This window comes from Sphingomonas sp. Leaf23 (assembly GCF_001421585.1).
In the GTDB taxonomy this organism is placed as follows: Bacteria; Pseudomonadota; Alphaproteobacteria; order Sphingomonadales; family Sphingomonadaceae; genus Sphingomonas.
On the sequence record NZ_LMKR01000003.1, the window covers coordinates 182,958 to 204,192 of the forward strand.

The 21,235-nt window shown below is 65.8% G+C and carries 25 protein-coding genes, 1 tRNA gene and 1 pseudogene; 14 read left to right on the forward strand and 13 right to left on the reverse strand.

The genetic code is table 11. From position 1 onward, the window contains the following. Positions 1–53 precede the first annotated feature (53 nt). Positions 54–764, reverse strand: a complete 711-nt coding sequence (locus ASE67_RS09185; RefSeq protein ID WP_055759799.1) for a response regulator transcription factor — start codon at positions 762–764, stop codon at positions 54–56. A gap of 324 nt (positions 765–1,088) precedes the next feature. Between ASE67_RS09185 and ASE67_RS09190 the strand changes: the two genes are divergently transcribed. From ASE67_RS09190 to ASE67_RS09200, 3 genes are all read left to right on the forward strand, one after another. Next, complete coding sequence (locus ASE67_RS09190; RefSeq protein WP_055759802.1) at positions 1,089–2,696, forward strand: phosphoenolpyruvate carboxykinase; 1,608 nt, start codon at positions 1,089–1,091, stop codon at positions 2,694–2,696. Between the two features lie 89 nt (positions 2,697–2,785). Then, positions 2,786–2,992: a hypothetical protein gene (locus ASE67_RS09195; RefSeq protein WP_055759806.1), complete on the forward strand. Its 207-nt coding sequence runs from the start codon at positions 2,786–2,788 to the stop codon at positions 2,990–2,992. Next, positions 2,982–3,170 (forward strand): hypothetical protein, encoded by a 189-nt coding sequence (locus ASE67_RS09200; protein ID WP_055759809.1) that lies wholly within the window; start codon positions 2,982–2,984, stop codon positions 3,168–3,170. The genes ASE67_RS09195 and ASE67_RS09200 overlap by 11 nt, the downstream gene beginning before the upstream one ends. On the opposite strand, the gene yaaA is transcribed toward ASE67_RS09200, so the two are convergent. Next, positions 3,167–3,925 carry a peroxide stress protein YaaA gene (yaaA, locus tag ASE67_RS09205; RefSeq protein ID WP_055759812.1) on the reverse strand — a complete coding sequence of 253 codons (759 nt, stop codon included), beginning with the start codon at positions 3,923–3,925 and terminating at the stop codon, positions 3,167–3,169. The genes ASE67_RS09200 and yaaA overlap by 4 nt on opposite strands. 222 nt (positions 3,926–4,147) lie before the next feature. Between yaaA and ASE67_RS09210 the strand changes: the two genes are divergently transcribed. Then, positions 4,148–5,452, forward strand: coding sequence for a tetratricopeptide repeat protein (locus tag ASE67_RS09210; RefSeq protein WP_055759815.1), 1,305 nt, complete (start codon positions 4,148–4,150; stop codon positions 5,450–5,452). Between the two features lie 336 nt (positions 5,453–5,788). Here ASE67_RS09210 and ASE67_RS09215 read toward each other — a convergent pair whose 3' ends face one another. Then, positions 5,789–6,259, reverse strand: coding sequence for an Lrp/AsnC family transcriptional regulator (locus ASE67_RS09215; RefSeq protein ID WP_055759818.1), 471 nt, complete (start codon positions 6,257–6,259; stop codon positions 5,789–5,791). Positions 6,260–6,437: 178 nt separating this feature from the next. Between ASE67_RS09215 and ASE67_RS09220 the strand changes: the two genes are divergently transcribed. From ASE67_RS09220 to ASE67_RS09230, 3 genes are read left to right on the forward strand one after another with little or no spacing between them, the layout of a single operon-like run. Continuing rightward, positions 6,438–8,249, forward strand: coding sequence for a sensor histidine kinase (locus ASE67_RS09220; protein WP_055759821.1), 1,812 nt, complete (start codon positions 6,438–6,440; stop codon positions 8,247–8,249). Next, entirely contained in the window at positions 8,246–9,235 is a 990-nt protein-coding gene (locus ASE67_RS09225; protein WP_055759824.1) for a polysaccharide deacetylase family protein, read from the forward strand. Before ASE67_RS09220 ends, ASE67_RS09225 begins: the two co-directional genes overlap by 4 nt. A gap of 49 nt (positions 9,236–9,284) precedes the next feature. Further along, positions 9,285–9,779 carry a nucleoside deaminase gene (locus ASE67_RS09230; protein ID WP_055759828.1) on the forward strand — a complete coding sequence of 165 codons (495 nt, stop codon included), beginning with the start codon at positions 9,285–9,287 and terminating at the stop codon, positions 9,777–9,779. Positions 9,780–9,997: 218 nt separating this feature from the next. Here the strand turns inward: ASE67_RS09230 and rplA are convergent, their stop codons facing one another. Both rplA and rplK read right to left on the reverse strand, forming a co-directional pair. Then, positions 9,998–10,696, reverse strand: coding sequence for a 50S ribosomal protein L1 (gene rplA, locus ASE67_RS09235; RefSeq protein ID WP_055759831.1), 699 nt, complete (start codon positions 10,694–10,696; stop codon positions 9,998–10,000). A gap of 4 nt (positions 10,697–10,700) precedes the next feature. Next, the gene (rplK, locus tag ASE67_RS09240) at positions 10,701–11,138 is read right to left on the reverse strand and encodes a 50S ribosomal protein L11 (protein ID WP_055759834.1); all 438 of its coding nucleotides are present in this window, start codon (positions 11,136–11,138) and stop codon (positions 10,701–10,703) included. Between the two features lie 142 nt (positions 11,139–11,280). Between rplK and ASE67_RS09245 the strand changes: the two genes are divergently transcribed. Then, positions 11,281–11,841, forward strand: a complete 561-nt coding sequence (locus ASE67_RS09245) for a hypothetical protein (RefSeq protein WP_055759837.1) — start codon at positions 11,281–11,283, stop codon at positions 11,839–11,841. After that, on the forward strand, positions 11,838–12,110 hold the full coding sequence (locus tag ASE67_RS09250; protein ID WP_055759840.1) for a hypothetical protein: 273 nt from the start codon (positions 11,838–11,840) through the stop codon (positions 12,108–12,110). The genes ASE67_RS09245 and ASE67_RS09250 overlap by 4 nt, the downstream gene beginning before the upstream one ends. 30 nt (positions 12,111–12,140) lie before the next feature. Here the strand turns inward: ASE67_RS09250 and ASE67_RS17730 are convergent, their stop codons facing one another. The 7 genes from ASE67_RS17730 to ASE67_RS09280 all read right to left on the reverse strand — a co-directional run bounded on the left by ASE67_RS17730 (position 12,141) and on the right by ASE67_RS09280 (position 17,759). Beyond that, positions 12,141–13,181 carry a DUF4062 domain-containing protein gene (locus ASE67_RS17730; protein WP_235511888.1) on the reverse strand — a complete coding sequence of 347 codons (1,041 nt, stop codon included), beginning with the start codon at positions 13,179–13,181 and terminating at the stop codon, positions 12,141–12,143. Between the two features lie 198 nt (positions 13,182–13,379). Next, entirely contained in the window at positions 13,380–13,919 is a 540-nt protein-coding gene (nusG, locus tag ASE67_RS09255) for a transcription termination/antitermination protein NusG (RefSeq protein WP_055759843.1), read from the reverse strand. Positions 13,920–13,952: 33 nt separating this feature from the next. Beyond that, the gene (secE, locus tag ASE67_RS09260) at positions 13,953–14,150 is read right to left on the reverse strand and encodes a preprotein translocase subunit SecE (RefSeq protein WP_082457097.1); all 198 of its coding nucleotides are present in this window, start codon (positions 14,148–14,150) and stop codon (positions 13,953–13,955) included. A gap of 319 nt (positions 14,151–14,469) precedes the next feature. Beyond that, positions 14,470–15,114 carry an outer membrane beta-barrel protein gene (locus tag ASE67_RS09265; protein ID WP_055759848.1) on the reverse strand — a complete coding sequence of 215 codons (645 nt, stop codon included), beginning with the start codon at positions 15,112–15,114 and terminating at the stop codon, positions 14,470–14,472. A 98-nt stretch (positions 15,115–15,212) separates the two neighbouring features. Continuing rightward, positions 15,213–15,791, reverse strand: a complete 579-nt coding sequence (locus ASE67_RS09270; protein ID WP_055761514.1) for a YqaA family protein — start codon at positions 15,789–15,791, stop codon at positions 15,213–15,215. 49 nt (positions 15,792–15,840) lie between these two features. Beyond that, a tRNA-Trp gene (locus ASE67_RS09275) sits at positions 15,841–15,916 on the reverse strand. 88 nt (positions 15,917–16,004) lie between these two features. After that, entirely contained in the window at positions 16,005–17,759 is a 1,755-nt protein-coding gene (locus ASE67_RS09280; RefSeq protein WP_055759850.1) for a fatty acyl-AMP ligase, read from the reverse strand. Positions 17,760–17,884: 125 nt separating this feature from the next. On the opposite strand from ASE67_RS09280, the gene ASE67_RS09285 reads away from it, so the two are divergent. The 5 genes and pseudogenes from ASE67_RS09285 to ASE67_RS18175 all read left to right on the forward strand — a co-directional run. Then, positions 17,885–18,412 carry a regulatory protein RecX gene (locus tag ASE67_RS09285; RefSeq protein ID WP_156348568.1) on the forward strand — a complete coding sequence of 176 codons (528 nt, stop codon included), beginning with the start codon at positions 17,885–17,887 and terminating at the stop codon, positions 18,410–18,412. A gap of 128 nt (positions 18,413–18,540) precedes the next feature. After that, complete coding sequence (locus ASE67_RS09290) at positions 18,541–19,065, forward strand: cold-shock protein (protein ID WP_055761517.1); 525 nt, start codon at positions 18,541–18,543, stop codon at positions 19,063–19,065. 4 nt (positions 19,066–19,069) lie between these two features. Next, positions 19,070–19,549, forward strand: a complete 480-nt coding sequence (locus tag ASE67_RS09295; RefSeq protein ID WP_055759856.1) for a DUF192 domain-containing protein — start codon at positions 19,070–19,072, stop codon at positions 19,547–19,549. Positions 19,550–19,594: 45 nt separating this feature from the next. Beyond that, a complete protein-coding gene (locus ASE67_RS09300) occupies positions 19,595–19,987 on the forward strand; it encodes an NADH:ubiquinone oxidoreductase subunit NDUFA12 (protein WP_055759859.1) in 393 nt (130 codons plus the stop codon). A gap of 215 nt (positions 19,988–20,202) precedes the next feature. After that, positions 20,203–20,436: pseudogene (locus ASE67_RS18175) on the forward strand (DUF2155 domain-containing protein); the annotation flags it as partial. A 35-nt stretch (positions 20,437–20,471) separates the two neighbouring features. On the opposite strand, the gene aat reads toward ASE67_RS18175, so the two are convergent. Further along, entirely contained in the window at positions 20,472–21,221 is a 750-nt protein-coding gene (aat, locus tag ASE67_RS09305; RefSeq protein ID WP_055759862.1) for a leucyl/phenylalanyl-tRNA--protein transferase, read from the reverse strand. Between the last annotated feature and the right edge of the window lie 14 nt (positions 21,222–21,235).

Genomic DNA, 21,235 nt, shown 5'->3' on the forward strand with positions numbered 1-21,235 from the left:
GCACGGCGGTGAAGCAGGCCACGGCTGGACCACCACCTCCATCCACAGCCACCCTATTCGTCCGCGAAGCGATACCCCGCGCCGTACAGCGTCTCGATCGCGTCGAACTCCTTGTCGACCTGCCGGAACTTGCGGCGCAACCGCTTGATGTGGCTGTCGATCGTGCGGTCGTCGACATAGATGTCGTCCTGATAGGCGGCGTCCATCAACTGGTTGCGCGTCTTGACGATGCCGGGGCGGCTGGCCAGCGTTTCGAGGATCAGGAACTCGGTCACGGTCAGCGTGACGTTCTCGCCGTTCCACGTCACCTTGTGCCGCGCCGGGTCCATCGCCAGGCGCCCGCGCTCCAGCACCGCCTGTGGCGCGCCCTCCGGGCTACCCGGCTCGCCGGCCAGCGCCGGTTCGGCGCGGCGCAGGATGGCGCGGATGCGCGCGATCAGCAGCCGCTGCGAAAACGGCTTGGCGATATAGTCGTCCGCGCCCATCGCCAGGCCCAGCGCCTCGTCCAGCTCGTCGTCCTTGCTGGTCAGGAAGATCACCGGCAGCCGGCTCTTCTCGCGCAACCGCCGCAGCAGTTCGAGGCCGTCCATCCGCGGCATCTTGATGTCGAGCACTGCCAGGTCGGGCGGATTCTCGGCAAAGGCCTTCAGCGCGACCTCGCCATCCGAATAGACCCGCGTGACGAACCCCTCGGTCTGCAGCGCGATCGACACCGACGTCAGGATGTTACGGTCGTCATCGACCAGCGCGATCGTCGCGGTCATGCCACAAGGTCCATCTGCATCACGGCCAAGGAGTAGGGGAAAGGGGCGTCCCGCTCAATGCCCTGCGCTCGCGCGACGCGACATTCGATCCCTTGTCGGAACACTCGCCCAGCCGTCACCCTAGGCGTGAACCGGGATGGCGTTCGCGCAGGGCACGGAGATATATCATATAATTCGCCCGCTAACCCATTGGCCGCGATCGCAAAACATGTCGGCGATAATGTTGTTTAACGTGTTTGACGGCACCGTTTCCGGCCCCTACAGCAGCGGGAAATCGCGAGGCGGGGACACCGTCCGCGAGTCGGGATACGAGGGAGAATTACCATGGCGATCGTCACGCCCGAACACGACCTGTCGGCAATGGGCATCGAAACCGGTGCCGAGGTGCACTGGAATCTGCAGACCCCGCAGCTGGTCGAACTGGCGGTCGCACGCGGCGAAGGACGGCTGGCCAAGGACGGCCCGCTGGTCGTGACCACCGGTCGCCACACCGGTCGCAGCCCGCAGGACAAATTCATGGTCCGCGACGCGATCACCGAAGATACGGTGTGGTGGGGCAAGACCAACCGCGCGATGGACCCGGCGCATTTCGCCACGCTGAAGGCCGACTTCCTCGCCGAACTGGTCAACGAACCGAACCTGTTCGTGCAGGACCTGTTCGGCGGGTCGCAGCCCGAGCACCGGGTGAAGGTCCGCGTCATCAACACGCTGGCGTGGCATAACCTGTTCATCCGCACGATGCTGGTCCGCCCCGAGAACGCCGATCTGGCGGGCTTCGTCCCCGACTTCACCATCATCGACCTGCCCAATTTCCGCGCCGATCCGACGCGCCACGGCTGCCGCAGCGAGACGGTGATCGCGGTCAGCATGACCGAGAAGCTGATCCTGATCGGTGGCACGCAATATGCCGGCGAAATGAAGAAGTCGGTGTTCGGCCTGCTCAATTTCCTGCTGCCCGAAACCGGCACCATGCCGATGCACTGCTCGGCCAATATCGGCCCCAACGGCGATACGGCGGTGTTCTTCGGCCTGTCGGGCACCGGCAAGACTACCCTGTCGGCCGATGCCAGCCGCACGCTGATCGGTGACGACGAACATGGCTGGTCGGACACGGCGGTCTTCAATTTCGAAGGCGGCTGCTATGCCAAGATGATCCGCCTGTCGGCCGAGGCGGAGCCGGAAATCTTTGCGACGACCAAGCGGTTCGGCACTGTCCTCGAAAACGTCGTGATGGACCCGGATACGCGGGCGCTCGACCTCGACGATCCCAGCCTCGCCGAAAATTCGCGCGCGGCCTATCCGATTGACTGCATCCCCAATGCATCGGCCGACAATATGGGGCCGGTGCCCAGCAACGTCGTGATGCTGACCGCCGACGCCTTCGGCATCCTGCCCCCGATCGCCAAGCTGACGCCCGACCAGGCGATGTACCATTTCCTGTCGGGCTATACGTCGAAGGTGGCGGGGACCGAGATCGGCGTGACCGAACCCGAACCGGTCTTCTCGACCTGCTTCGGCGCACCGTTCATGCCGCGCCATCCCTCGGTCTACGGCAATCTGCTGAAGGAACGCATCGCCAAGGGCAATGTCGCCTGCTGGCTGGTCAACACCGGCTGGACCGGCGGGCAATATGGCGAAGGGCGCCGGATGCCGATCAAGGCGACGCGCGCGCTCCTGAACGCCGCGCTCGACGGATCGCTGAACGACGCTGAATTCCGCACCGATCCGCATTTCGGGTTCGAGGTGCCGGTGTCGGTGCCGGGCGTCGACGCCGCGATCCTCGACCCGCGCAGCACCTGGGCCGACGGCGATGCCTATGACCGCACCGCCGCCAAGCTGGTCGACCTGTTCACCGCCAATTTCGCGCAGTTTGCCGATGCGGTCGATGCCGGGGTGCGCGACGCCGCCCCGCGCGTCGCCGAACCGGCATAACGAGGTAGGAGAGGAGCGCCCCCGCCACGTAGCGGGGGCGCCCGTTCCTGTGCGTGGATAGCAACGCCGCGCCTCGCGTTGTCCCGTCCATGCCCAAGCCGTTCCACGAACCGCAATCCGCCCGCCTGACGCTGCATGCCGGCCGCAAGCTGCGCTTAAGGGCAGGGGTATCGGTCACGCCTGCCGGGTTGCTGTCGATCGGCGCTCTGGTATCGTCGATCCTGTTGTCCAGCGCGGCGATCGTCGTCGCCGCGCGGTTCCCCCTGCGGGATCGGGAGAAGCGCGATGTTCTATGACTCGAACGCCTGGCCCCCGCCGCCCGACGGCTATGAACCGCCGCGTCCGCCCGCGCGCCTGACCCGGCCGCAGGAGCGGGTCATGCTCGGCAGCATCGGCGTATTCCTGCTGGTGATGTTCGTCGGCCCGCTGGCGGGATCGTCGGTGATCGCCGGGATCATCGCGGTGTTTTCTTAAGCCTGCCCCCGGACGAACATCCACCGATCCCCCTCGGCCCCCGCAAACCGATAGCCGTCGCTGTCGAACCCCTGCATCGCCGCGACGTCGGTCACGCGGTGCTCGCACATCCACCGCGCCATCATGCCGCGCGCGCGCTTCGCATGAAAGCTGACGAAGCGCGGCCCCTCCGGCCCATCCTCGCGGAAATCGATCTCGATCACGCGGACATCGCCCGGCAGCTTGCCTGCCACCGCATGCCAATATTCCTGGCTGGCAAGGTTCAGCACCACGTCCGACCTGCTCGAGCGCACATCCTGCGCCAGCAGGTCGGCAATCCGGTCATCCCAGAACGCATACAGGTCTTTCGCCCGCCCCGGCGCCCAGCGCGTGCCCATCTCCAGCCGGTACGGCCGGATCGCATCCAGCGGCCGCAGCAGCCCGTACAGCCCCGACAGGATACGGACGTGATCCTGCGCAAAGTCGAACTGCGCCGCCTCCAGCGACTTCGCATCGAACCCGGTATAGACGTCGCCCGCGAACGCCAGCAGCGCGGGCCGTTCCTCGGCGCCCGCAAAGTCGCGATACCGCGCGGCGTTCAACTCGGCCAGCTTCGGCGAAATCCGCATCAGGCTGGCAAGCTTGGCCGCGCCCAGCCGCGCCGCCCCGCGCGCGATCTGCCCGATCTCGTCAGTAAAGCGCGGCGCGCTCCAGGTCAGCTCGGGCAGCGTGCTCGTGTAATCGAGCGTCTTGGCGGGGGACAGGATCGCGATCATCGCCTGGCCGCCTATCGGCCCGACGCGGACACGTCAAAGGGGAGCGGGCCGGTACCCCCCTGATTCGAAACCGACGGACCCGAACCGTTCAACGCGCGTTCAGCGCAGGTCTGGCAACGCATCGTTACGTGCGTGTGCTTGTGCGGACGCATGGTTCGACCTAGATGGGCCGCGCCTGCCGGGCGCTCACGTCCAGCATCAGTTTTCGGGAGAAATCACGGCATGACGTTCGTTTCCAAGGCTGCCCTGGCTGCCCTGCTCGGCATGGGTGCGACCCTGGCCGTCGCCGCGCCGGCCGATGCCCAGCGCAAGAAGAAGGACGAAGCGCCCGCCGCGCCGCAGATTCAGGTCAGCGAAGCGTTCCGCACCGCCGCCCTTGCCGCCGACGCCGCGATCAAGGCCAAGAATTTCGCCGCCGCCGATCAGCAGATCGCCGCGATGCAGGCCGCCGCCACCCCCGGCAACCAGGACGAGGCCTATTTCCTCGCCCAGCTGAAGGTGCAGTCGGCACAGGCCAAGAACGACCGCCCGGCGCTCGCCGCCGCGATCGACGAACTGCTCGCCAGCCCGAAGCTGAAGCCGGAAGAGCGTGGCAGCCTTTATTACAACCGCGGCGTGCTCGCGCTCGACACCAAGCAGACCGATGTCGCGGTGCAGAATTTCGAACGCGCCAAGCAGGCCGGCTATAACGAGCCGGACCTCGAACTGCGCCTCGCCAGCATCGCGATCCAGAAGGGTCAGGTTGATCAGGGCCTCGCCAGCCTCGAAAAGGTGATGGCCGCGCGCAAGGCCGCCGGGCAGCCGGTGCCGCCGGGCTGGTACGACCTCGCCATTTCGCAGCTCTATCGCTCGAACCGTCCGGTCGAGGCCGGGCAGTGGGCGCGCCGCAAGCTGGCCGAATATCCGACCCAGGCCAACTGGCGCACCGTGCTGGCGCTGTTCCGCGACCGTGCGGACAACAAGGGCGCGACACTCGGCAACCAGGCCCGCGTCGACATCCTGCGTCTGATGCGCGACACCAAGTCGCTGGCCGGCCAGGACGATTATCGCGACTATGTACAGACGACGCAGGACATCGGCCTGCCGTATGAAAGCGTCGCGGTGATCGACGAAGGGCGCGCATCGGGCAAGATCCCGGCCTCGGCCAGCGTCTTCAATTCGCTGAAGACCACCGCGCAGGCACAGATCAAGGCCGACGGTTCGGCCGCCGCGCTTGAAACCCGTGCGAAGGCTGGTTCGAACGGTCGTGCGGCGATGGCGGCAGGCAACGTCTACCTGGCGACCGGCAACAACGCCAAGGCGGTCGAGCTGTACAATCTCGCGCTGCAAAAGGGCGGGGTCGACGCCGACGAGGCCAACACCCGCATCGGCATCGCCCACGCCCGTGCCGGTCAGGCTGCCGAAGCCAAGGCGGCGCTGGCAAAGGTGACGACCACCGGCCCGCGCGCCGAAATCGCCAGCTTCTGGACCTTCTACGTCGACAATCCCCGCATTGTCGCCTCGACCCCGGCGGTCGGCAACAACTGATCGGGTGACCGCAACAGGAAACGGCCCGGACCAGCGATGGTCCGGGCCGTTTTCGTTTGGGGGCAGGTGTAGCGCCGGCCCCAACCACATCGTCACCCCGGACTTGATCCGGGGTCCCGCTTCTTCTTCGCAACGGCAACAGGAAAGCGGGACCCCGGATCAAGTCCGGGGTGACGAAGGGAGCGGGCGGACCCTCCACCCCAACCACCCCGTTCGGTTCGAGCAGCTTCGAGCTTGTCGAGAAGCGTCTGTCGAGAACTTGGTCGTTCGGGGCACCCCCTTCTCGACAGGCTCGCACCCGCGTCCAAAGCAAACGGGGGTGGGAGCTGTGAGGAATTACTCCCCCGCAGAAACCGGAATTCCCGGCAACGCCTTCGACGTCCTGACCGTCGGCGACGTCTTCACGCTCGCGACATTCGGCGCGGTAATCAGCTGCGTCGTCAGCATCGACTGGAACGTTTCCAGGTCCGCCGCGACGATCTTCAGGATGAAATCGATCTCGCCGTTCAGCATATGGCATTCGCGGACCTCGGGGATCGTCGCGATATGCGCCTCGAACGCGGCCAGGTCGCTGCCCGCCTGGCTCTTCAGGCTGACCAGCGCGAACACCGTGATGGTAAAGCCCAGCAGCCGGGGATCGAGCGCGGCGTGATAGCCGCGGATCGCGCCGGCTTCTTCCAGCGCGCGCACCCGGCGCAGGCAGGGCGGCGCGGTCAGCCCGACGCGTTCGGCCAATTCGACGTTCGTCATCCGCCCGTCCTCCTGCAACAGGGCAAGGATTTGCCGGTCGATACGATCGAAAGCCATGATAGAGTTCCGTGATAGGGTTCGAATGATTGCCCTGCGTACAGCATTATAAAATTACGCGGAAGCGCAATTGTCCCACATTGCGACGTACCGAAAATGGGCAGTTCCGTATTAACGGTGTCGGGGTTAAGGGTCATGGGCACCCGGCAGTTACGCAGGTGCGAGTAACGGGAATCCGGTGCGCTTCGACGATACCCTCGAAACGGTTTTGGCCTCCGACCTGACGGGGGAGGGCGCGCGCGCCTCGGCATGGCGGCAGCTGGTCGACCTGATCGGGCGCGGCCGTGCGGCCCCCGATCCGCGCGCGATCGCGTTGCTCCACGACCTGCGCGCCGGCGTACCGCGCACCGTCCGCATCGCCAGCGCCCGCGACCTCGAATATGCCCGCCCGCCCGCCGTGCTGGTCAACCTGCTGGCGACCGATGTGATCGAGGCGGCGGTGCCGGTATTGCGCAGCGCGACCCTGTCGGTCGACGAATGGCTGGCGCTGCTCCCGCGCCTAGGCTCGACGGCGCGCGGCATCGTTCGCAATCGCCGCGACCTCGACCCCGCGGTACAGCGCGCGCTCGACAGCTTCGGCAGCACCGACCTGGTACTGGGCGACGATAGTGTGCCTGACGCCAAAGACGAGGCTCTCCTGCCGCAGACGGACGATGCCCGTCCCGCAGCGGCCGCCGTGGCCACGCCGGAGGCGGAGACGCTGGCGGTGTCGCCAACCCCCGATCGTCATTCCAGCGAAGACCAGGGTGTCCCGCCGCAACCGGACGACGCCAGCCTCGCAGAGATGCCTGCCCCCGCCGGGGTGGTGCCGGAAGCAGAGGCGGCAGAAACCTTCACCCCGCCGCCCGTCGCCGATCAGGCAGACCTGTTCGCCACCGACCCCGCCGGCCCGTTCCGCATCGTCGACGTGATGGCCCGGATCGAAGCGTTCGAGCGCATACAGGACGTCGCGCCCCCGCCGCCCGTCACCGGTCGGCAGGACAGCTTCCGCTTCGAAACCGACGCCGCCGGTCTGATCCGCTGGGTCGATGGCGTCAGCCGTGCGCCGCTGGTCGGCCTGTCGCTCGATTTCGGCGCCGCACCCGGCACCGCACGCTTCGACGGCGTGGCCGCAGGCGCATTGCGTCAGCGCAGCCCGTTCCGCGACGCGCGTCTGGTGATCGGCGGCGACAGCGACGCGGCGGGCGAATGGAGCGTGTCGGGCGTGCCCGCCTTCGACCACGCGACCGGCCGCTTCACCGGCTATCGCGGTACCGCGCGCCGTCCGCGCCGCGACGAACGCGCCGAACCGGTCGCCACCCGCGACGCGGGCGTGGCGCAGCTGCGCCAGCTCGTCCACGAACTGCGCACCCCCGCCGGGGCGATCGCCGGTTTCGCCGAGATGATCGAGGCGCAGCTGCTCGGCCCCGTGCCGCCGGTCTATCGCGACCGCGCCGGGGCGATCCTCAACCATTCGCGCGATCTGGTCGCGGTGATCGACGATCTCGACCTGGCCGCGCGGATCGATGGCGACGCGCTCGATCTGCGCGCCGACAGCGTGGCGCTGCGCCCCGTGCTCGACATGATCGCTGCCGACCTCACGTCGCTGTGCGATCTGCGCGGCACCCTGCTGGAAATCGAGCCGACCGACCTGTCGGTCACCGGCGACCGGCGCGCCGTCGAACGCCTCCTCGCCCGCTTGCTCGCGACGCTGGTGTCGGCGGGCGAGCCCGAGGAATCGATCTATGTCCGCATGGGGCTGGAGGGCGACGGCCATGTCGCGATCGTGCTCGATCGGCCGGCGGCGCTCGACGCATGGCCTGGCGACAGCGTGTTCGACGTGGACGATGACGAAGGCGACCAGTCGCTGCTCGGCACCGGCTTTGCGCTCCGCCTCGCCCGCAACCTCGCCACCGAACTGGGCGGCACGCTCGTCTTCGGCACCGCCACGCTGACGCTGCGCCTGCCGGCGGCGGACGCGGTGGAGGTCGGGCAGGCGCAGCAGCGGTGAGCCCGCCGTTTCGGCCCGCAGATGGCCGGCCGGTCGTCTGGCGCGACGGCTTCGGCACACGCTTCACCGTGCTGGTCGATACCGAAGAAGAATTCGACTGGCGCGCGCCCTTCCGCCACGACGGCTGGAGCGTGGCGACCACCGCCGCCTTGCCCGACGCCCATGCCCGGATGGCCGGCATGGGCGCGCGCAGCGGCTACCTCGTCGACTACCCGGTCGCGACCGATCCCGCCGCGATCGACGCCTTGCGCGCGGTACTGGCACAGGGTGACGCGACGATCGGCGCGCAGCTCCACCCCTGGGTCAACCCGCCGTTCGACGAAGCGCTGTCGGCGCATAGCAGCTTCGCCGGCAATCTGCCGAAAGCGCTGGAGGCGGCGAAGCTGGACCGGCTGACCGAAGCGCTGACCATCCTCGCCGGCACCCGCCCGACCGTCTACCGCGCCGGCCGCTACGGCCTTGGCCCCAACACGCTCAGCCTCCTGGCGGCGCGCGGCTACCGCCTCGATAGCTCGATGCGCGCCCGCTATGATTATGGCGCGCAGGGTGGGCCGGATTATCGCGCCATCGCCAACCACGCCTTCCACACCGGCCCCGATGGCGGCATCGTCGAACTGCCGCTGACCACCGTCTTTACCGGGCGGCTGCGGCGCGGCGGCGCGGCGCTCTATCGCGCGGCCGGCCGCATCCCCCGCGGACGCGGCATCCTCGCCCGCACCGGCCTGCTCCACCGCGTCGCGCTGACGCCCGAGGACATGCCGCTCCCCGACGTGCTGGAGGCGATCCGCGTGGCGGTGGGGGAGGGGGTGCGCGTGCTCAACTTCGCCTATCACTCGCCCAGCCTCGTCCCCGGCCACACCCCGTACGTCCGCGACGCCGCCGACCTTGCGACCTTTTGGCGCTGGTGGGAAGCGGTGCTGGGCCTGCTCGCCCGCCTCGACGTGGGTGCCGCGTCCAGCGACGACATCCTCGCCGCCGTCACCTGATCCTTTCGCCGCGCCGAAGCGTTGGGCCAAGCAGAAGGGAACACCTGCCATGCTCACCCCGCAAGACGAACACTGGATGCGACAGGCGATCGCCATCGCCCGGACCAAGGGCGACGACCCGTCCTGCTCGCCGCTCGGATCGATCATCGTGCGGGACGGTCGCGTCCTCTCCGCCGAACCCAACCAGACGCAGGAACTGCCCGACGCCACTGCGCACGCCGAGATGATGGCGATCCGCCGCGCCTGCGAAAGCGAGCGCGACATGGAGCTGCGCGGCGCGACGCTCTACTCCACGCTGCAACCCTGCGGCATGTGCACCATGGCGTCGATCTGGTCGAAGGTCGCCCGCGTCGTCTACGGCGCCGGCCGCGACGACGTGCACAAGATGTATTTCGAGGACCGCCACATCGACACGTTGGCGTTCATCGCCGACGCCTATCGCGACGACATTGTGATTGAGGGCGGCTGCCTGCGCGACGACTGCGCGGCGCTGTACTACGGCCCGGACGACGACGTGCCGGAGGACGAACAGGGGAATATCTGACGGGGAGGGCGCGACGCCGCCCCAACCGTCACCCCGGGCCTGACCCGGGGGTCCCGCTTCATCTCGCCGCCGCCAAAGAAAAAAGGGCCGGAAGCGCGAAGCCTCCGACCCCTGTTTCTTGTGTCGGCCGACGCGGGAGTAAATCCCGCGTCGTCGGTCGGGAGCTTGCGCCCCCGCCGGCCGGCCTCGGGCCGGGCCATGCGACCCGGCGTCGGCGCTTACGCGCCTGCAACCTCGGTCGTATCAACCTTGATCCCCGGGCCCATCGACGAGCTGACCGCAACCTTGCGGACATACTTGCCCTTGGCACCCGACGGCTTGGCCTTCACCACCGCGTCGACCAGTGCGTCGAAGTTCTCGCGCAGGTCGGCGGCCGAGAACGACGCCTTGCCGATGCCCGAATGGATGATGCCGGCCTTTTCGACGCGGTATTCCACCTGGCCGCCCTTGGCCGCTTCGACCGCAGCCGCAACGTTCATGGTGACCGTGCCCAGCTTCGGGTTCGGCATCAGGCCCTTCGGACCCAGGATCTTGCCCAGACGACCGACGAGGCCCATCATGTCCGGGGTCGCGATGCAGCGATCGAAATCGATCTTGCCGCCCTGGATCGCGTCCATCAGGTCCTCGGCACCCACCACATCGGCACCCGCCGCGGTGGCTTCCTCGGCCTTCGCGCCGCGGGCGAACACGCCGACGCGCACGGTCTTGCCAGTGCCCTTGGGCAGGGTCACGACGCCACGGACCATCTGGTCGGCGTGACGCGGATCGACGCCCAGGTTCAGCGCGACTTCGATCGTCTCGTCGAACTTGGCGGTCGCATGGGTGCGGGCAAGCGCGATGGCTTCATCCACACCGTACAGCTTTTCGCGGTCGATCGCGGTGGCGAGGGTCTTCGCCTTCTTGGTCAGCTTGGCCACAGTCTTAACCCTCCACCACTTCGAGGCCCATCGCGCGGGCCGAACCTTCGATGATCTTCGTCGCCGCGTCGATGTCGTTGGCGTTCAGATCCTTCATCTTCATCGTGGCGATCTCGCTCAGCTGCGACCGCTTGATGCTGCCGGCCTTCACCTTGCCCGGTTCCTTCGAACCCGACTTCAGGTTGATCGCCTGCTTGATGAGATACGTCGCCGGCGGCGTCTTCGTCTCGAAGCTGAACGAACGGTCGGCATAGACGGTGATGATCGTGGGCAGCGGGGTGCCCTTCGAAATGTCACCGCTGGAGGTCTGCGCGTTGAACGCCTTGCAGAATTCCATGATGTTCACGCCGCGCTGACCCAGCGCCGGGCCGATCGGCGGCGACGGCTTGGCTTCGCCCGCCGGCACCTGCAGCTTGATATAGCCGGTAATCTTCTTGGCCATGTTCACTCTCTTTCAAGTTTAGCGGTACGTGCGGTGGTCCGTTGCCGAGCCACCTCCCGCCATGGTTTCCAAAACTGTCGTTTGGGAAGGCGCGCTTAGCGCAAACGGACGGCGCTTGCAATGTAGGATTCCGCCTGATCGGATGAGCGCCATGCCCGATCGCAAACCCCGCCCGTACAGCCGCAAGCAGGCGCTGCAGAACGCCGCGTTCCTGGAGCAACTCGAACGCACCGGCAACGCCCGCGACGCCGCCCGCGTGACGGGCCTCAACCGCTCGATGCTCACCAAGCGGCGGAACGCCGACCCCGATTTCGCCCAGCGCTGGGAAGCCGCCCTGACCCTCGCCGCCGCCCGCCTCGCCAGGCCCGACCAGGGGCAAGGCCCAGCACGCGTCGTCCGGTCGAAAGGGCGCCTGCAACTGCGCGTCGGCAAGACCCGCACCATCGACCGCGACGCCGAACAACGCTTCCTAGCCGCCTTGAGCGCCACCGCCAACGTCCGCCTCTCGGCAGCCGCCGCCGGCTTCGCCCATTCCAGCTTCTACGCCCGCGCGCGCAACCACCCCGGCTTCGCCCGCGAATGCGCGTCGCGCTGGCGGTCGGCTCCGAACGGCTGGAGACGGCGCTGCTGGAAAGCTCGCTGCCGGAGGCAAACGTCCACGACCATTGGCAACACAACGATCCCCCGCCGATCCCGGCGATGACCGCCGCGCAGGCCATGCAGATGATCGCGTGGAACGACCGGCGGGCAAAGGGGCTGGCCGAACCCGACCTCGCGCCTAAGCGGGGGGAGAGCAACGCGGCGTATCTCGAGCGCAAGGCGAAGGACTATCGCGCCGGGTTGCTGCTGGCGGAGGAGGAGATGCGGATGGTGGAGTATGCGCAACTGGAATGGCGGCGGGGTGGGCGCAGGACGCAGTGGGAGCCGGGCGGGTGGGAGGTGGCGTTGGAGATTGCGTTGCGGAAAGAATGAAACTTGAGCGTTTTGCAGATAAGGAACAATCTAGGCGGATTTGGCTGCTTCCGATTGTAGGCGTCTACGCTTTGCTAGAAGGCTGACCAGCTTTTTATCTCCGCGAGGTGTGATTGCCCAGTAACTTCCTCGATCATTTACTCCGCGCTTTTTCGTGCCAGGGGCCATGTACCCCAACGCTCTAAATTGTATGATGATCTCATTCCAGGACTCTAGATTTAACCCGTATGATCTTAATCGGAATCCGTTCGGAATTTCGTCGAATGAATGAAATCTTGCTATTGTATCTTTCAAATCATCTTCTGTTGTTTCATTTATCAAAGAGGGGCCAATATCTCTGAAAATATCGTCCCAAGAAACTTCCGTTTCCCAAGAATCGTCTTGCACCTTCATTGTGTTTGGATTAGTTATTTTTCGATGTCCGAAAATTGTAACCAAGTCGTCCCCAGATTCCAAATTTGAATCTGTTTCGCTATTATCTTGTACCGATAGCTTTTCACGGAGAATTCTATTTTCTTCAGATAGGGCATTGATTTGTTCTAAAAGCACGATTGGCGATGATCCGTCATTCCTTATCCAGCCTGGGCGGGAATTCACCTTTACTTCGCGACTTATCGACCTTGATACAATGCTACCTAACTCTAATGGTGAAGACCACTGGCGGACGGGAAATTCCCGCATAACATTTTCTCGAAAAGCTTCTAATTTAGCTTGTAAATCAGAAGCTTTTTCAGATTTGGCAACTGGAATGCTAGTTGGATCTTTATGTGTGAAAGCTAAAACAGGTATTTGCCTTTTCTTGGCGTAACGAAACTCTTTCTCCGTGTAGCTTATCCCTTCATCGGTCAGAGATCCATATCGCCCCCCGATAATAAGAACATAGTAATCTGACTCGTCAATAACCTTCTGAATGACATCCCACTGAGATTCGCTTGTTGCTACAAACGCTTCCATTCCCGTTGGTATGCAATCGAGCTCCCAAATGGCTTGTATTACCTCAGCACGTTCTTCCACCAGATCGGTAAAAGTTGAGCTTACAAAAATCTGATGCCTAACAGAATATGACAACACGAGTTCCAATTTGCGACTTTGCTATAGCATACTTAAGAAGCCCTAGTACCTCAACGCATAAGTATGAACGCAAAAACGGCGCAGGGCCTTCGCCCTACGCCGCTAACGTCGGTCGGGTTTGCACCCGCCGGCCGGTCGGTCGCCGTCTCGAAATTAGCTGACGTTAATTTCGTGCGGCCAGCAAGTAAGGCGTTAGCCTTACTTGCTTCTCTCGACCTGCTCGAAATCCAGTTCCACCGGCGTTGCCCGCCCGAAGATCGACACCGAAACCTTCACCTTCGACTTGTCGAAGTCCAGTTCCTCGACCACGCCGTTGAAGCTCGCGAACGGGCCATCCAGCACCTTGACCGAATCGCCGATCTCGAAATCGACCTTGATCTTCTGCTTGGTGGGCGAGGCGGCGGCCTCTTCCTTGCTGTTCAGCATCCGCGTGGCTTCCGCCTCGCTGATCGCCTGCGGCTTGCCCGACGATCCCAGGAAGCCGGTGACCTTCGGCGTGTTCTTGACCAGGTGGTATACCTGATCGCTCAGGTCCAGCTTCGCCAGCACGTAGCCGGGCATGAACTTGCGCTCGGACTGCACCTTCTTGCCGCGACGGACTTCGGTCACATTCTCGGTCGGGACTTCGATCGCCTCGACCGCATGGTCAAGGCCGAGGCGTGTCGCTTCGGACAGGATCGAATCGCGAACCTTGCCCTCGAACCCGGAATAGGCGTGAATGATGTACCAGCGCGACATGGGTGTCCTTAAAGCTATTACGGGAAGGCGTGGTTACTGGGCGAGCTTCAGCAGGCCCTTGACGATCGCGTCGAACGCCGAATCCACGCCGAGGAAGAAGACGGCGAGCAGCGAGGTCATGATGACCACCATCACCGCGGTCATCACCGTTTCCTTGCGCGTCGGCCATGCCACCTTGGCGGTTTCGGCCCGGACCTGCCGCATGAATTCGACGGGGGTAACTTTCGCCACGTGCATGACCTTCATTATCGGTTCGACCGACCGGCGGACACAAGGCCCCGTCCGGTCCCTGTTGGGAACCGGCGCGGCCCATCCACGCTGTCGGATTGGGCATGGTATCTAGCGACTGCGCGAGCGGGAAGCAAGCGTGCGGGGGCAGGGGGCGTCGCGTCGACCTGCGGCCCTTCCAGGCCCGCCATCGCCCGACCCCGGCGCGCCCCCGCTGCCCCACCCGTCACCCCGGGCCCGACCCGGGGTCCCGCTTCTTCTTCCCGATCTAACGACGACGGAAAACGCGTTGCCCCGGATCACGCCCAAGGCGACGAAGACCTCAGAACCGATATCCCAACCCCGCCACCGCGTGCGTCCGATCGAAATTAACCCCCTCATAGATCTTGTCGCGGGTGCGGAAATTCGTCGCGATCAACTCGGCCTTGGCAAAGGCGTGCGGCCCCAGCCCGACTTCGCCCCCGAATCCGAAATGCACGCCGGCATAGGTTTCGGTCGTACGCTCAGCGCCGAAGGCGAACGCCAGCGGCATCGAAGCATAGCCGACCTTGCCGTACAACTGCGCCCGCTCGCCGACCCGCAGGCCCATCCGGACGCCGCCCGACCATTCGCCCTTCGCCCGCTGGCACAGCTCGACGACAGTGCCCACCTCGTCGCAACGCCTGGTCGACGCCCCGGCATAGCCGGCATAGGCCCCCAGCAGCACCTTGCCACCGATCGCGACATCGTACCCGACCTCCCCGCCATAGCGGATGCCGTCGACCCCATCATAATATTTGGTGTCGCCGTCGACGGTATTGATCTCCAGCCGGTCATAGCCGCCCTGCACCTCGACCCGAAATCCGGTCATCGGGTCGCGGTACGTGACTTCCCCGCCAGTTCCGTACGGATCGAAGGGCATGTCCTGCGCCAATGCCGGCGTCGCGCCCAGCAGCGCCGCGATTGCTCCGGCCATCGTCAACTTCATGTCGGTTCCCCCTTGCGCGCAAGCGTCGCGCCGAGGGGGCTACTGGCCAGGCAGTCGTTTCGCCGAAGTTACGATTCCGGCAACCACATCCGAAACGGTTACAACAGGCTGACCGCCGCGAACCCGCCGACGATCGCCACGACGACCAGGATACCGATCAGCGTCAGCCGCTTTTCGATGAAGTCCTGCACCGGCTGACCATATTTCTTCAGCAGGAACGCGATCAGGAAGAAGCGGAAGGCGCGGGTGATCGCCGCGGTGATGACGAACAGCGCAAAGTTGAACTTGGCCAGCCCCGAGGCAATCGTGACCAGCTTGAACGGGATCGGCGTCAACCCTTTCAGCAGGATGATCGCCGCGCCATATTTCGCGAACGACGCCTGGAACGCGGCGGCCTTGTCCTGCAACCCGTACAGGTTGATGACCCACGCGCCGACCGTATCCCACAGGAAATACCCGATGGCATAGCCGACCATCCCGCCGATCACCGACGCGATCGTGCAGATCGCCGCGATCTGATACGCGCGGCTGCGGTGCTGCAGGATGACGGGCACCAGCACGACGTCGGGCGGGATCGGAAAGAACGAGCTTTCGCAGAACGACACGACCGCCAGGCTGCGCACCGCATGGCGATGATTGGCAAGGCGGAGCGTCCAGTCGTACAGCGCGCGAAACATCGTCGTCGAATCCAGTCCATCAGTTGCGGGGATCGGCGCGGCGGCGCGCTGGCACGAGTGGAGGGATTCGAACCCCCGGCCCTCGGTTTTGGAGACCGATGCTCTACCAGCTGAGCTACACTCGTGTGCGGACGCGGCCTCTATCCCGGTAGAACCGGAAGGGCAAGGCCTATTCCGGGATAGGGAAGCGCGGGGCTGTAGGAAAGTGAAAAATCAGGCGGCGATGGCGTAGGGCTTGATCTCGCCCTCGAGGTACAGCTTGCGCGCCTTGGCCCGGCTGAGCTTGCCCGACGAGGTACGCGGCAGGGTGCGTGGCGGGACCAGTTCGATGACGCAGTTCATGCCGGTAACCGACCGTACCCGCTCGCGAATTTCCTCGCGCAGCCGCTGGCGCTCGCCCTCGTCCGACGCGCGGCACTGCACCAGCACGGCGGGCGTTTCCTCGCCACCCGGCGTGGTGATGGCAAAGGCGGCGATGTCGCCGGCCTTGAACCCGGGCAGCTGCTCGACCGCCCATTCGATGTCCTGCGGCCAGTGATTCTTGCCGTTGACGATGATCATGTCCTTGGCCCGGCCGACGATATAGACATATCCGTCAGACAGATAGCCCATGTCCCCGGTGTCCAGCCAGCCGTCGACCATGCACGCCGCAGTCGCCTCCTCGTCGCGGAAATATCCGCTCATCAGCGATGGCCCCTTGCACCACAGCTTGCCGATCGCGCGCTCGGGCAGGGGGCTGCCGTCTTCCTCGCGGATTTCGATCGCCATGTCCTTCACCGGCTTCCCGCAATTCACGATCGCGCGGTACCGCTGCGGCCGGTCGGCGCGGCCGGTGCCGCCGGAAAGTTCGGTCTCTTCAACCAGTTCGACGATGATCCCCTCGCCCGGCGGCATGATCGCCACCGCCAGCGTCGCTTCGGCAAGGCCATAGGACGGCAGGAACGCCGACGCCTTGAACCCCGCATCGGCGAAGGCGTCGACGAACGACTGCATCACGTCGGGCCGGATCATGTCGGCACCATTGCCCGCCAACCGCCAGCGCGACAGGTCGAACCGGTCGGCCGCCTTCGTCTGGCTCGACATGCGCCGTGCGCAAATGTCGTAGCCAAAGGTCGGTGAGTAGGAAATCGAATTGCCGCTGTTGCGGGTGATGAGGTCGAGCCACGCCAGCGGACGGCGGGCAAAATCCTCGGTCTTCAGATAGTCGGTCGACACCTGGTTCGCGACGACCGACAGGAAACAGCCGACCAGCCCCATGTCGTGATACCACGGCAGCCACGAGATGCAGCGATCGTCCTCGACCAGTTCCATCCCATGGCTGTGCGCCGACAGGTTGTTCAGCAGCGCGGCATGGGTGATCTCGGTACCGTGCGGAAAGCGGGTCGATCCGCTCGAATATTGCAGGTAGCAGATGTCGTCGGTCGACGCCTTGGGCAGATCGACCGCCGGGGCCTCGGCCGCCGAAAAGCTTTCCCAATCAACGCCTTCGACACCGGCGATCCGCGCCGCTTCACCCGCCATCGCTTCCAGTTCGGCGGGGTAGAACAACGTCTTTGGATCGCAGCTCGCCAGCTGCACCCGCAGCTGTTCGACATAGGCTTCCCGCCCGCCGAACGAGGTGGGCAGCGGCAGCGGCACCGGCCACGCGCCGGCATAGACGACGCCAAAGAACAGCGCGGCGAATTCCGGGCCGGTCTCGGCGATCAGCGCGATGCGGTCGTTCGGGCGCACGCCCTTGGCGATCAGGCGATAGGCCTGTTGCAGCGCATCCTCGCGCATCTCGCGGAAGGGATAGGGGCGTTTCAGCGTGCCGCGCGCGTCATGGAAATTCAGCCCGCGCGTCCCCTGCGCGGCATAATCCATCGCGTCGCCCAGCGTCGCGAAGTCCGCGAACCGGCGCGGCAACGCGTCCACGGTCGGGGTGGCTTCCGGCGAAACTGCAACACTTCCTTCAAGATTCGTCGTCATTCTTGTCCAACTCTCAGGCCCGTTCGCGCGATACGCGGCGTCCGAAGCGTGTCGCCATAGCGGCAAAGGACCGCGCGGCACAGTTGATTTCAAAATCGCCGCCCAGTGTGGCACAAACATGGCGCATGTCCCGAGACCCTCGCCGTCCGCTCCCGCCGCTCGACCAGCCCGCTCTGGAGCGTGCCGCCTTACGCTATGTTGAACGCTATGCGACCACGCGGGCGAAACTCGTGACCTATCTCAACCGCAAGCTGCGTGAGCGCGGCAGCGAGGGGCCGGTCGATATCGACACGCTGGCCGACCGGATGGCGGAGCTGCGCTATGTCGACGACCGCGCCTTTGCCGAGGCGCGGGTGGCGTCGATGACCCGGCGGGGCCTGGGTGCGCGGCGGGTGCAGGACGCCCTGCGCCACGCGGGCGTCGGCGCGGATGACGCCGGGGCATTTCGCGACACGCTGGAGGAGGGGGCGGAAGAGGCCGCGCTCGCCTTTGCCCGGCGCAAGCGGATCGGCCCGTTCGCGACCGCCCCGGTCGAGCGCGACCGTCGTGAGAAGCAGATCGCGGCGATGGTGCGTGCCGGGCACGCCCCGGCACTCGCCCGGCGGATCGTGGGGCTGGAGGCGTCCGGCGACGATACGGATTGGGAGGGATGACATCGTAAAGAAATCGTCGCGTTCGTGAAACATCGTGTTAGAATGCGCCCCAGGGGGAGCAAGCGACGATGCGTCTGGAAGCGCGAACGATTGCCGATGATTGCGTGACGGCACATGCGGTACCGGCCATGATGGCGGCCGCGCACGAGGACGTGATCCCGGCGGTGCGCGGCGCGATCAAATGGTTCGACGTGACGCGCGGCTTCGGGTTCGCGGTGGCCGACGATTCGACGATCGGCGACGTTCTGGTCCATTTTTCGGTGCTGGAGGCGCATGGCCGCCGGACGCTGCCCGAAGGGGCAGTCATCACCTGCAACGCGGTACGGCGGTCGCGCGGCATGCAGGCGGTGGAAATCATCGACATCGACCTGTCCAGCGCGATCGAACCGGTGCGGCGCGTCGCCGACCGCCCCGACCGCGTGGCACTGGCCGATCAGGCCGGGCCGTTCGAACCGGTCACGGTCAAATGGTTCAACCGCCTGAAAGGCTATGGCTTCCTGGTCCGCGACGGCAAGCCGGGCGACGTCTTCGTCCACATGGAAACGCTGCGGCGCGGCGGGATCGAGGAGGTCGATCCCGAACAGCGGCTTGTCGCCCGCATCGTGGAGGGGCAGAAGGGGCCGTTGGCCGTTCTGGTCGAAACGGGCGAGTAACAGCGTGAGAGCATTGGGAGTTTCCGGGCTGGCGGCGGTCGCGCTGCTGGCGTCGTTGGGCGGATGCAAGGACAAGGCGGGCGACGAACCGGCGGCGCTGGCAAAGACCGCGCTGACCATCACCACCGCCGACGGCACCGCGCACCGCTTCACCGTGGAGGTAGCGGCAACCGAGCCGCAGCAGCAGCAGGGGCTGATGTACCGCCCGCCGCTGGCGCCCGATGCGGGCATGTTGTTCGCGCCCTATCCCCCCGATGGCGGGCCGCCCAGAACGGCCAATTTCTGGATGAAGAACACGCCGAGCCCGCTCGACATCCTGTTCATCCGCCCCGACCACACGATCGCGACCGTGGCCGAGAACACCGTGCCCTTTTCCGAAGCGCCGGTACCCTCGGGCGAGCCGGTGTCGGCGGTGCTGGAGCTGGGCGGCGGGCGTGCCGCCGAACTGGGCATCGCGGCGGGCGACAAGGTGGCGTGGAAATGATCCACCCCATTGTCGTGCGCGTGGGGCTACGCTAAGCGGTCGCGCATGGGAATCCTCGCGAACGTCTTCACCTGGTGGAATGGTGCCACCTTCGGCACCTGGCTCGGTCTGCGCGGCAAGACGCAGGTCGGCACCGACGACCTCGGCAACGCTTATTACGAGGGCGGTCGCGACACGGCGGGCAACCCGCGTCGCTGGGTGATCTATTCGGGATCGAATGATTCGAGCCGCGTGCCGCCCGAATGGTTCAGCTGGCTGCACCATCAGATCGAGGGCACGCCCGACCAGTCGCTGCCGCCGGTGCGCCAGTGGCAGAAGCCGGCGATCCCGAACCAGACCGGCACCGCGCTCGCCTATCGTCCGCCGGGCGTGCTGGACAAGGGCGGCGCCCGCGTGCGCGCCACCGGCGATTACGAGGCGTGGAGCCCCGACGCGTGAACTTGCGCCGCTGGCTGGCCGGGCTGGCGATCGCGGCCCTGCTGGCGGTCGGCGGCTGGTTCGGCTGGCAGCGCTGGCAATCGCGACAGGCGGCATCCGACGGCCCGCGTGCGGAAGTCGCCGTACCCGAATCGGCCCGTCCGCGCCCCGGCACCGCCGAAGTGGTCAGCGTCGATACCGGCCTCGACAGCCGCCTGCTGGCCGGCGCCACGCCGATGGCAGAGCGTGTCGCGGTCGTCGGACTGCTGAACAAGCGTAACGGCGAAACCCGTGACCTGACGTTGAAGCCCGGACAGGCGGTGCGCGTCGGCGACGTGATCGTGCGGCTGCGCGCCTGCGAACGCACCGCGCCGTGGGAGCAGGAGCAATATACCGGCGCGTTTGTGCAGATGGACGTGCGCGGTACCGATGCGAAGTGGCGGCGCGCCTTTTCGGGCTGGCTGTTCAAGGAACGTCCGGCGCTGAACGTCGTGCTCCACCCGATCTATGACGTGTGGCCCAAGAGCTGCACGATGTCCTTCCCCGACACCGGCCCCGATACCGTATCGGCCGGGGCAGGGGCGGCGGCACCGGCGGCCAGTCCCCCACGCCGGTCGAGCGCGTCGAATGCGCCCGACACCAGCCCGGTACCCGCCGAATCGATCCCCAGCGCATCGGACAACAGCGCCGAATAGGCTTTGCGCGGAATCTCCACCGCGCCCATCGTCGCCAGATGGTCGGTCTGGAATTGGCAGTCCAGCAGCCGGAATCCGCCAACCTTCAACCGTGCGACCAGCCACGCCAGCGCGACCTTCGACGCGCTGGGCGCACGGCTGACCATCGATTCGCCGAAGAACGCCTGCCCCAGCGCGAGGCCGTACAGCCCACCGGCAAGCCGGTCGCCGTCCCATATCTCGACCGAATGGGCGAAGCCCATTTCGTGCAGCCGCAGGAAGGCGCGCTCGATCGTGCCGTTGATCCATGTCTCGGGCCGGTCGGACGCGCTTTCGGCGCAAAGCTCGATGATCTCCTCGAACGCGACATCGGCGGTGACGCGGTAGCGATCCGACGCGACCAGCTTGCGCAGCGACCGCGACAGGTGGAACCCGTCGAGCGGCAGCACGCCGCGCAGCTTCGGCTCGACCCAATAGATGCCGTGCGCATCGCGGTCGTTGGCCATCGGAAAGATGCCGCTGGCATAGGCGCGCAGGACCGTCTGCGGGTCGAGGTCGAAATCGGGAGCCATCGGACGCATGCTAGAGCGGTTTC